The 10,805-nt window shown below is 65.5% G+C and carries 12 protein-coding genes; 4 read left to right on the forward strand and 8 right to left on the reverse strand.

All coding sequences use genetic code 11. The features are described from left to right. Positions 1 to 912, reverse strand: a 912-nt coding sequence (locus BLX41_RS30200; protein WP_259745402.1) for an MFS transporter, incomplete at its 3' end; no start/stop codon positions are given. 240 nt (positions 913 to 1,152) lie between these two features. Between BLX41_RS30200 and BLX41_RS30205 the strand changes: the two genes are divergently transcribed. Further along, the gene (locus BLX41_RS30205) at positions 1,153 to 1,623 is read left to right on the forward strand and encodes an Lrp/AsnC family transcriptional regulator (RefSeq protein WP_123727833.1); all 471 of its coding nucleotides are present in this window, start codon (positions 1,153 to 1,155) and stop codon (positions 1,621 to 1,623) included. Between the two features lie 3 nt (positions 1,624 to 1,626). On the opposite strand, the gene BLX41_RS30210 is transcribed toward BLX41_RS30205, so the two are convergent. Then, complete coding sequence (locus BLX41_RS30210; RefSeq protein WP_123727834.1) at positions 1,627 to 2,517, reverse strand: LysR family transcriptional regulator; 891 nt, start codon at positions 2,515 to 2,517, stop codon at positions 1,627 to 1,629. A 98-nt stretch (positions 2,518 to 2,615) separates the two neighbouring features. Here BLX41_RS30210 and BLX41_RS30215 point away from each other — a divergent pair, with 98 nt between their 5' ends. From BLX41_RS30215 to BLX41_RS30225, 3 genes are all read left to right on the forward strand, one after another. Further along, a complete protein-coding gene (locus BLX41_RS30215) occupies positions 2,616 to 3,614 on the forward strand; it encodes a cyclase family protein (RefSeq protein WP_123727835.1) in 999 nt (332 codons plus the stop codon). A gap of 121 nt (positions 3,615 to 3,735) precedes the next feature. Then, positions 3,736 to 4,731, forward strand: coding sequence for a diaminopimelate epimerase (locus tag BLX41_RS30220; RefSeq protein ID WP_123727836.1), 996 nt, complete (start codon positions 3,736 to 3,738; stop codon positions 4,729 to 4,731). A gap of 109 nt (positions 4,732 to 4,840) precedes the next feature. After that, entirely contained in the window at positions 4,841 to 5,500 is a 660-nt protein-coding gene (locus BLX41_RS30225) for a hypothetical protein (RefSeq protein WP_123727837.1), read from the forward strand. Between the two features lie 13 nt (positions 5,501 to 5,513). Here BLX41_RS30225 and codA read toward each other — a convergent pair whose 3' ends face one another. From codA to BLX41_RS30255, 6 genes are all read right to left on the reverse strand, one after another. After that, a complete protein-coding gene (gene codA / locus BLX41_RS30230; protein WP_123727838.1) occupies positions 5,514 to 6,770 on the reverse strand; it encodes a cytosine deaminase in 1,257 nt (418 codons plus the stop codon). 172 nt (positions 6,771 to 6,942) lie between these two features. Next, complete coding sequence (gene codB / locus BLX41_RS30235; protein WP_123727839.1) at positions 6,943 to 8,214, reverse strand: cytosine permease; 1,272 nt, start codon at positions 8,212 to 8,214, stop codon at positions 6,943 to 6,945. 159 nt (positions 8,215 to 8,373) lie between these two features. Beyond that, a complete protein-coding gene (locus BLX41_RS30240) occupies positions 8,374 to 8,571 on the reverse strand; it encodes a helix-turn-helix transcriptional regulator (RefSeq protein WP_123727840.1) in 198 nt (65 codons plus the stop codon). Further along, the gene (locus tag BLX41_RS30245) at positions 8,568 to 8,942 is read right to left on the reverse strand and encodes a hypothetical protein (protein WP_123727841.1); all 375 of its coding nucleotides are present in this window, start codon (positions 8,940 to 8,942) and stop codon (positions 8,568 to 8,570) included. The genes BLX41_RS30240 and BLX41_RS30245 overlap by 4 nt, the downstream gene beginning before the upstream one ends. An 84-nt stretch (positions 8,943 to 9,026) precedes the next feature. Further along, a complete protein-coding gene (locus BLX41_RS30250; protein ID WP_123727842.1) occupies positions 9,027 to 9,650 on the reverse strand; it encodes an NUDIX hydrolase in 624 nt (207 codons plus the stop codon). A 98-nt stretch (positions 9,651 to 9,748) separates the two neighbouring features. After that, positions 9,749 to 10,720, reverse strand: a complete 972-nt coding sequence (locus BLX41_RS30255) for an oligopeptide/dipeptide ABC transporter ATP-binding protein (protein WP_123727843.1) — start codon at positions 10,718 to 10,720, stop codon at positions 9,749 to 9,751. Positions 10,721 to 10,805 lie beyond the last annotated feature (85 nt).

Below are 10,805 nucleotides of genomic sequence, written 5' to 3' on the forward strand. Positions count from 1 at the left end.
GGCATACCCCACCAGCGCCGCTTCCCAGGCCGGGGCCAGGGTGGCCAGCAACAGGCCGGCCGCCGCCGTGCTGCCGCCGATGACGATCACCCGCCGTGCGCCCAGACGGTGGACGATGGCATCCCCGGTCAGGCGGCCCAGGGTCATGGTCAGGGCGAAGGCGGCGTAACCGAGGCCGGCGTAGGCGGCATCCAGGTCGCGTTCGGCGGTGAGGAATACCGCGCTCCAGTCCAGCACCGCGCCTTCGGCGAGGAACACCACGAAACACAGGCAACCAATGAACAGCACCACGCCATGGGGCACGGCAAAGGCCGGGCCCGAACTCTGGCTGCCGTAGGGCAGCATGTGCGGTGCGGCCTTGAGCAGGGCCACCAGCATCAGGGCGATCACCACCAGGGTCGCGCCCAGGGGCGACAGGCCCAGGCCGAGCAGGGCGCTGACGCCGGCGGCACCGACAATCCCGCCGAGGCTGAACAGCCCGTGAAAGCCCGACATCATGGTCTTGCCACTGGCGCGCTCGACGATCACCGCTTGCAGGTTGACCGTGGAATCCACACCACCCAGGCCAGCCCCGAACATGAACAGCGCCGCCATCAACAGCGGGATTGAGGTCAGGGTGGCCAGCAAGGGCAGGGCCAGGCAGATCAGCAGGGTGCCGCCGGCCATGACCCGGCGACAGCCGAAGCGCCCGGCCAGGGCCCCGGCGATCGGCATCGCCAGGATCGAACCCACGCCCAGGCACAACAGCAGCAGGCCGAGGGTGCCTTCGTCGAGCCCGGCCCGGGCCTTGGCGTAGGGCACCAGCGGCGCCCAGGCGGCGATGCCGAAACCGGCGATGAAAAAGGCGATGCGCGTGGACATCTGTTCGAGGCGGCCGGGGGTGGCCTGGAAGTGGGTGTTGCTGGCAGTCATAAAAATCCTTGGCGATCAAACTCGCTGCCGGCCGCCTGGTGCCCCATGGCGTGATGGCGGCCGGGTGGGGATTGTGACAAATCTAGCCCTCGAAGGTTGCAGAAATCCGCAGTGCAGTGCTTTTTCAGCGGATTGCGGGTGAAATAAAATTGCGTAGGCCGGCGGTTTGTTTCGCATAATCGGCGGCTTTGCACAAAAACGTTGCAGTGCGTGCCGTTCCTTCCCGGAGTTTTCCTGCCCATGAATGCCAGTCTCGACGCCTTTGACCTGAAGCTGCTCGCCGAGCTGCAACGTGACGCCAGCACCGCGCAAAGCGAGCTGGGGTTGCGGGTCAACCTGTCCACCGCGGCGGTCAACCGACGGCTCAAGCGCCTCTGCGACGAGGGGGTGATCGAGCGTTACAGCGCCATCGTCGCGCCGGATGCCCTGGGGCACGAGCTGAGCATCATCGTCGAGGTGGAAGTGGAGAGTGAGCGCGTCGACCAGATCGACGCCCTCAAGCGCAGTTTCCAGGCCTGCCCCCAGGTCCAGCAGTGCTACTACGTGGCCGGCGAGTGCGATTTCGTGCTGATTTTCTGCGTGCGCAACATGGCCCAGTACACCCAGCTGACCCGCGAACTGTTCTTTGGCAATGACAACGTCAAGCGCTTCAAGACCCTGGTGGCGATGAACCGGGTCAAGGTCGGGCTCCAGGTGCCCACCGACGGTTGAGGTTCAAGGGCTGTGCAGCGCCGTCACCAGGAAGTCGATGAACACCCGGACTTTCTGTGACAGGTGGCGCTGGCTGGGGTACAGCGCGTAGATCTGGCGGCTGGGCAGGCGTTGTTCAGGCAATACCCGCAGCAGTTGGCCACTGTCCAGAAGCGGTTGGGCGACAAAGCCGGGCAGGGCGCCGATGCCCAGGCCGGCCACCAGCATGTCGCCGAGCAGCAGGCTGTTGTCCACGGCAAAGTGCACCGGCAGCTCGAGCCGGGTCTGGCCTTCCGGGCCCTCCAGCTGCCAGCGTCCGGGATGCTCCGCCAACCGGTAGGCCAGGCAACGGTGGCGATGCAGGTCGGCAACGGCGATGGGCGTGCCCTGGGCCTGGAGATAGGCGGGCGCGGCGCAGATCACCTGCTCTACCTGACCCAGGTGGCGAGCGATCAAGGTCGAATCCTCCAGTTGCCGGCGAATCCGCAACGACACGTCGAAGCCTTCGCCCACCACGTCCAGCACCTGATCGTTGAGGGTCAGGTCCACCTGCAATTGCGGGTAGCGCTGCATAAAGGCCACCAGGATCGGCGACAGCACCTTGAGTCCGAAGGACAGCGGCGCATTGACCCGCAGGCGGCCACCGGGTTCGCGGCTGCCGGCCTGGGTGGCGTGCTCCAGGGCGTCCAGCTCATCCAGCAGATGACAGCATTCGTTGAAGTAACTCTGCCCGGCTTCCGAGAGGCTCATGCGCCGGGTGGTACGCAGGATCAGCAGGCTGCCCAGGCGCTCTTCCAGTTGCCGCACCTGCTTGCTCACGGCGGCGGTGGATTGTCCGAGGTCGGCGGCAGCCTGGCTGAAGCTGGCCCGCTCCACTACCCGGCGAAAGGTGCGCATGGCCATCAGTACGTCCATATTGTTTCCCTTGGGTTGAATATCTATCCACGAATCGGCTGATTATCTCTGATTGATCCCTCAATACCATGAGCACTTCATTTCACAGGAGTGTTGTCATGGCCCATCACGCAATGTCGAAGATCCTTCCCGGGGTGCTCGCCCTGGCCCTTTTCAGCGGTGTCTGCAGTGCCGCCACTGCGCCACGGCCCGAGGTGGGTATCAGCCCCTGGGGCCCCAAGGATGAGATCGGTCGCTTGAACCTGATCACCCCCGAGTCCCGGGCGGCGATCATGGCCCGGGTCAGCGGCGAGCAGGCCTACGACCTGGCCGTGGATTATTTTGTCGGCATGCCCAGCTGGCAGGCCGCCGGAGATCCGCCCTATCAGATGTGGATGACCCATACGCCCCACGGCAATGTCATCGCCGATCCGATGCAGGTGGGCGAACCGATGAACCAGCACGTCAGTTACAGCGGTTCGGCGGTATCGATGTACGCCCATATGGGCACCCATATCGACGCCCTCAACCACTTTGGCCTCAACGGCAAGATCTGGAACGGCTACCGCGCCGATCAGCATCTGGGGGATCGGGGCTGGAACGTCACCGGGGCGGAAAAACTGCCGCCGATCATTGCCCGCGGCGTGCTGATCGATGTGGCTGCGGCCAAGGGGCTGGAACAGCTGGCGGACAGCTACCGGGTGACCCGCACCGACCTGCAACAGGCTCTGGCCAAACAGAAGGTGGCCCTGGAGAAGGGCGATGTGGTGCTTATCCGCACCGGGCGCATGCGTGACTACGACAATGCCCAGCGCTATATGGCCAACCCGCCGGGGCTGAGCCTGGATGCGGCGAAGTTCCTGGTGGAAGAGGGCGGCGCCATGGTGGTGGGGGCGGACAACCTCAGTTTTGAAACCTTCCCTTCCGAGGTCGAGGGCAATTACCTGCCGTTGCACACTTACCTGCTGGCGATGCAGGGCGCGCCGATCCTGGAGCTGGTGAATCTGGAAGGCTTGTCCCGGGACAAGGTCTATCAGTTCGCCTTTATCGGTGCCTCACTCAAACTGCGGGGTGCCGACGCGGCACCGATCCGGCCTATGGCCTTGCCCATTCGCTAGCCTGGCGGATGGTTTTTCTTCAGCAGCGCGCGATGTCCACCCAGGTTGCTTAGTCCCCTCTGGTCGAGCCGCTGGATTGCCCGTAATGTCAGCGGCTCGGTTTTTTTCTGGAGGCAGTGTGATGGCGGCGTTCTACGATGCCCGGGGCAATATCTATGGCGTGGTGTCGCCCGAGGCGCTGCGCAGCCTGGGCATTGCCTTGCCCGACACGGCGGCGCAGGCGGCCCTGGACCGGCGACGGTGGGCCGGGCAGGCCATCGCCGCGCTGTGTGACTGGGCGCCGGGAACCCGACCGCAAGGGGCCAAGGCTCACCGCAGTGACGGTTTGTTGGTGGGGCCGTTCCAGGCCGGTGCGCCTTTCGATCTGCTGATCGTCAATACCGACGGCACCCTGGCCGAGCGCAGCGGCAATGGCCTGACGATCTTTGCCCAAGCCCTCACCGAACAAGGGCTGTTGGCGGCAGAGGGGGAGACGCTATTGCGGGTACATCATGATCAGCCCGGTGGCGAGTCGCCGGTGATCACGGCGGTGGAACCGGCGCAGGTGGCGGGGGTGCAGGGGTTCTGGCTGGATCTCGGGCAGCCGAGCTTCGGGCCTGAGGCGGTGGCTGCCATCGGGGTCGAGAGCGTGACCTTCAATGGTTGCCAGTTGAGCCGGGTCGCGCCCTTGCAGGCGTTGAACGCACAGTGGCAGCACAGCCAGTTCGTGCGTATCGGCAATCCCCATTGCGTGAGCCTGGTGGATCACACCGACGCTTTGCCGAGCAATCGGCAGATGCTCGAACCGCCGCTGTTGGAGGGCCTGACCCGTACTGCGTTCGCCCGGCCCATCGGCAGCGGCGAGCCATGCCCGGCCGGGGTCAACCTGCAGTGGGCCATGCGCGCAGGCGAAGGGCGCATCGCGGCCCGGGTCTTCGAGCGCGGTGAAGGTCCCACCGCGTCTTCCGGCACCAGTGCCAGCGCTGTGGCTTGCGCGGCCTGGCGGGTTGGCTGGGTCCGGGCCGGACGGGTCGAAGTGCTGATGCCGGGCGGCACCGCGCCCTTGATGTTGCAAGAGACCGACGGGGTGTTGACCCGGGTGAGCCTGTTCGGCACGGCGCTGGCACTGGCTGAGTGAGGACGCCGGAGTCGCGGTGGCGCAGTGCAAAACGGCTGGAGTTTCTATAGCGTGACGGCAGTCGCGGCTCGTCTCTCGATACCGCCCACATTTACGCCAAGGACTCGACATGCAAAAAGGAACGCCCCGCCGGGCTTTGCTCAAAGGCACGGCTATGGCCCTGGGGGCTGCGGTCGCCGGCAGTCTTGGCGGTTGCCTGACCAGCAGGCTGTACGAAGGCCGAGCCAGCAATGAGGTGTATACGGAAACCGTCAGCCAGTTCTATATCACGGCGGACGCGAAGAGCTTTGTCATCCTGGGCAAGAAGTACCACTACTTCGTGATAGTCGATCCGAAGTTGCTGCAGGCTATCAAGTCGGGCCTGCATGGAAACATGCAGGCCGAGTTTTCGCAGATCCTCGTCAATGCGTGGCAGAACCTGGAAGGTGAACTGACCCTGAGGATTCCCGGGCTGGACCAGCTTGACGCCCAGCAGATCGATGAAGCCAAGGCTTTGGGCTTCGTTGCTGCGAGGTCGCAGAACGCCCTGCTGCACCGCTATGCCATTCGCGGCAGCCGCTTTGAGTCAAAGCGGGATATCAGCGCCTATCCGGCCAACGCGTTGAACAGCACCTACACCCTGAACTTCTCGGCGTACCGGGAGAAGAGCAAGGTCGGGCAGGTGCTGCTGACGCCGGTGACCCTCACCGCCGACGGCGTATTGACGATCCTCGCCCTGCCGCTGTTGCCGGTGGCGTTCATGGCGGCCCAGCCGTTTCGGGTCAAGTAAGCAACGCCACGGGTCAGTCGCCGGCCAGTTGCACCTGGGCCATCTGCCGCTGCATCAGCACCTGGCCGTGGCGGATCGAATACAGCGGCAGCCCCTGGCTGCGGATCATTTCGTAGTCGCTGTCGGCCGAGAGGATCAGCAGGTTCGCCGGTCGACCTTCTTCAAGGCCGTAACCCTCGCCCAGGGCCAGGGCCTTGGCGCTGTTGTCGGTGACCAGGTCCAGGGCGTTCTGCAGGTTGCGGTAACCGAGCATGTGGCAGATGTGCAGGCCGGCTTCCAGCACCCGCAGGATGTTGCCGTTACCCAGGGGGTACCAGGGGTCGACAATCGAGTCCTGGCCAAAGCACACGTTCATTCTCGCTTCCAGCAACTCATTCACCCGGGTCACGCCACGGCGTTTCGGGAAGGTGTCGAAGCGCCCCTGCAGGTGAATGCTCTCGGTGGGGCAGGAGACAAAGCTGATGCCGGAATGCCCCAGCAGGCGGAACAGCTTGGCGCAGTAGGCGTTGTCGTAGGAGCCCATGGCGGTGGTGTGGCTGGCGGTGACCCGCGAGCCCATGCCGCGGCTGCGGGCTTCTTCGGCCAGCACTTCGAGAAAGCGCGAGTGCGGGTCGTCGGTTTCGTCGCAGTGCACATCCACCAGGCAGTCGTTGCGTTCGGCCAGGTCCATGAGGAACTTCACCGAACTCACGCCCTGGTCGCGGGTGTATTCGAAATGGGGGATGCCGCCCACCACATCGGCGCCCAGGCGGATGGCTTCTTCCATCAGCTCGCGGCCGTTGCGGAACGATTCGATACCCTCCTGGGGGAAGGCGACGATCTGCAGGTCGATCAGGTGCGCGCTTTGCTCGCGCACTTCCAGCATGGCCTTGAGGGCGGTGAGGTCGGGATCGGTGACGTCGACGTGGGTACGTACGTGCTGGATGCCGTGGGCGGCCAGGGCGCGGATGGTCTTGTGGGCGCGGGTGCGGGTGTCTTCGGCGGTGATGGTGGCCTTGCGTTCGCCCCAGCACTCGATGCCTTCGAACAGGGTGCCGCTCATGTTCCAGCGCGGCTCGCCCGCGGTGAGGGTGGCGTCCAGGTGAATGTGTGGTTCGACGAAGGGCGGCACCACCAGGTTGCCGCCGGCATCCAGGTGTTCGGGGCCGAAGGCCGGGACAGTGCCGGAGGCGTCGGCGCCCTGCAGGACAATGCGGGCGATGCGGCCGTTTTCCAGGTGCAGTTGGTACAGACCTTCACGGTGGCGCAGGCGGGCGTTGGTGATCAGCATCGGAGCGGTTCCTCGGGTCGGGCAATCAGTGGTTCAGCCGTCGGATCAGGGCAGGTCCTTGTCCCACGGTCGTTGGACTGCCCCCGGCCAGGCGTTAACGCGCCGTGGGGCAAGGGGGCAGGGTGTTGCGTGATCGGGCCATGATAGACCCGGAAGGTGCCGGGTGAGCAAATCAGGCCTGGATGTCGGCGGCCTGGGGAACGCGCGCGCCCAGCATCGCGCTCATCAGTATGTAGCTCAGGCCGGCAGCCGCGATGCCCACCAGGGGCGCGACCCAGGGCGAGCAGAAAGCCGCGAGGGTGCCCAGGCCATAGGCGCACAGCCCGGGCCAGTTCCAGGCGGGCAACTGGCTGTCGGCCAGGCGCGGGTAGCGGCCGCGCCAGCGATAGAAAAAGTCGGCCATGATCACCCCGCCAATCGGCGGAATCACCGTGCCCAGTAGCACCAGGTAGGGCACCAGCAAATCGTACATGCCGAGCATCGCCAGTAGGGTGCCGATCAGCGCGCCCACCAGGGTCACGGTCTTGCGTCGGCGGGTGCGCAGCAGGTTGCAGCCGGCCACGGCGAAGTTGTAGATGGTGTTGTCCTGGGTGCTCCAGATGTTCAACAGCAGCATGGCCATGGCCGCCATGGCGAAGCCTTGCAGCAGCAAGACTTCCACCACGTCCGGCTGCTGGTAGACGATGGCGCCGTAGGCACCGATCAGCACCATCAGGCCATTGCCGATGAAGAAACCGATCAGGCTGGCGCTTACCGCTACCCGCGCCGAGCGGGAGAAACGGGTCCAGTTGGTGGCCTGGGTCGCACCGCTGACAAAGGTGCCGAACACCAGGGTCAGGGCGGTGGACAGGTCCATGGTGGCGCTGGGGGTGAGGGCCAGCAGGCCGTCGAGACCGCCGACCTGAATGCTTGCCACACCCATCGACAGCACCAGCAACAGGCCCATGGCCGGCACCGCGATCCACGACAGGATCTCCAGGCCGCGATAACCGACATAAGCGGTGGCGCAAAAGGCCATGCCAAACAGCAGCATCAGCCCCAGCACCGCGCCCGAATCCAGCTGGAAATACTTGCCCAGCACCACCGCCGCGGTGGCGGTGCCCCAGGCGTACCAGCCGACCTGGGTCAGGCCGAGGATCAGGTCGCTGAGCTTGCTGCCCCGTTCACCGAAGCAGAAGCGTCCCATCAGCACCGTGTTCAGCCCGCTCTTGAAGGCGATGTAGCCCAGGCTTGCGGCATAGACCCCGAGCAACAGGTTGCCGAGGACGATGACCGCCAGCAGGGTCGGGAAGTCGAACGCCACCCCCAGCTTGCCGCCGGCGAACATGGTGGCGGTGAAGAAGGTGAAGCCCAGCAGCACCATGGCCATGGAGGCCAGGCCCTTGCGGGCGTGCGGCGGAACTTCGCTCAAGGGGTAGTCGTTGCCGGGTTCGTGCTGGGTCATGGCCTGTCCCTGGTCGCAGTGGTGCCTCGCTGTTGCAGGCGCCGTGCCAAACCGGTACCGCCGGGGCGGGCGCCCCAGCAGTTATAGCCGATGCCCGTGGGTCTGCACCGGATGCAGGCGGCACCGGGGCAAAAGTGGTGCACTGCCGCGTGGCCGATTTCAGTCCTGGTCGGGGCTGAAAATGCTTTCGATGGGCATCTCGAAGGCCCGGGCAATCTTGAACGCCAGAGGCAGGCTGGGGTCGTAGCGCCCGGTCTCGATGGCATTCACCGTCTGCCGTGACACCTCGAGGCGGGTGGCCAGTTCGGCCTGGGACCAGCCTTGCCGGGTGCGCAGTTCGCGCAGTTGGTTGTTCATCGGTAGCGCCGCACGCCGGCCACCGTGGCCAGGGCCCAGACCAGGCCCATCACCGGCCACACGTAGAACATCGAGAGCCGGGGCAGGCCGGCGGTTTCCAGGAAGCCGTAGCTGAAGGTGATCAGCGCGGTGCAGACAAAGGACAGGCCCAGGGCTTCGAGCTGGATGCGCCGGGCCAGTTCGTCCATGCGCCGCAACTGGCGCACCACCGCCAGGGCCATGGCCACCATGGGGATCACCGGCACCAGGGCCAGGGCGATCTTGCCCGGGCCCGGGTTCAGGTCCGCCAGCCAGTGGCTGCTCAGTAGCACGCAGGCGATGTAGGCCAGCAAGGCCAGGCCGAATTCGACGAAATAACGTTTACTGCCCATGGGGCGATCTCCTGAAGTAAAGTGTCCTTTACATTAGGCGCGAGTCTTTTTTGTGTCAAGGGTGCTTTACATCGGGCGCCCTGCTCAGTCGAACAGGGTCACGCTGCGCCGTCCCTGATGGAAGTCGAAGGCTTCCTGGATATCCCGTTCCACGGTGCGGCCCTGGGACAGCGGCGGCAGCTGATCCGGGGCGAAGAAGCCGGCCTCGGTGGCTTCGCTGCCGGCCACGGGGGACTGGGTCCCCTGGCGCTCACAGAGAAAGTACAGCTTGTAGAAGTCGCGGTGATCGGCCTTGTAGGGGCCCTTGGCCTTGTGCCGGACGCCGTACAAGGCGCGTACCGACACGTCGAGCCCGGCTTCTTCGTGGATTTCCTTGATCACGTTTTCGCTGGCCGACAGGCCGACGTCGGCATAGCCCCCTGGCAGGGCCCAGAGGCCGTCGTTGTGTTCGCGCACCAGCAGGATCTTGCCGTCCTCGATCAGCGCGCCGCGCACTTCCACCATCGGCGTCGAGTAGCGTTGGGCAAAGTCCGAGACCAGATCGGTGATGCGTTCCAGGGGCACGTTGCCCAGCTGCGCCAGCATGCCGTGGGCGATGTCGGCGATTTCCTGGTAGCGCTCGCGATCATGCACGTCCTGGCAAAAGTGCAGGCCGGTGGAGGCGATGGCTTGCAAGCGTTTGGCGTGAGTCAGCCAATGGCTTTCCATGGGTGGGGTTCCTGCATCGTCAGAGAGAAGGCGCTTGTTTTAAGCCCTTGGCGAGCAGGGAGCAAGCACCACGCCGTGGCAGGCGTGGTGCTGTTGGATTACCCCGCGAGATCCTGCAGATGGCAACGCACTTGCTGCGTCGCATCGCCCAGCAGCTGTTGCGGCTGTTCGCAGCCCGCGCCGCGCCGGCTGCAGCGGTCGAAGAAGAAGCAGCCGGCGGGCAGCTTGCGGTTGCCCGGCAGTTCGGTGGGGGCCGAGACCTGGCTGTCCGCCAGGGGCGCGCCCAGGCGTGGCACCGCATCCAGTAGCAGTTGGGTGTAGGGATGGCGCGGTTGCTCCAGCACCTGTTCGGCGCTGCCCAGTTCGACGATCTGTCCCAGGTACATCACCGCCACCCGGTCGGCCATGTGTCGCACCACCGAAACGTTGTGGGAGATCAGCACAAAGGTCAGGCCGCGGCTGCGTTGCAGGTCTGCCAGCAGGTTGAGGATCTGCGCTTGCACCGAGATGTCCAGGGCCGAGGTCGGTTCGTCGAGGACGATGATGTCCGGGTTCGACGCCAGGGCCCGGGCAATGGCGATGCGCTGGCGCTGGCCACCGGAAAACTGGTGCGGGTAGCGCTCCAGGTATTCGCCGCGAATGCCCACCTGCTGCGCCACCTTGGCGGCGATCTCGCGCATCTGCGCGGCCGGGGTGTTGCCCAGGGCGAACAGCGGCTCGGTGATGATCTTCCAGATCGGCAGGCGTGGGTCGAGGGACGATTGCGGGTCCTGGAACACGATCTGCACGTGGCTGTGGCGCTCGCGGTCGCTGGCGTAGGCCCAGCGCAGGTCGCCGCTGCTGGGCTTGACCAGGCCCATGAGCAGTTGCGCCAGGGTGCTCTTGCCGCAGCCGGATTCGCCGACGATGCCCAGGGTTTCCCCGGGGCGCAGTTCCAGGTCGATGCCGTTGAGGGCATGGGCAAAGGCCCGGGGCCGCCCCAGCCAGTCATTGCTCAGGGGGAAACGCACTTGCACATCGTTGAGGCGCAGCAGCGGCGCGTTACCGGTTTGGGAGTGGGTGGCGGTCATTGGGCGGACTCCGGGGCAGCCAGCCAGCAGGCGCTCTTGCGCTGCTCGCAGGCGTTGATCGAATGCAGCGGTGGGCGCCCCGCGC

It is taken from the genome of Pseudomonas protegens, from assembly GCF_003732485.1.
GTDB lineage: Bacteria > Pseudomonadota > Gammaproteobacteria > Pseudomonadales > Pseudomonadaceae > Aquipseudomonas > Aquipseudomonas protegens_B.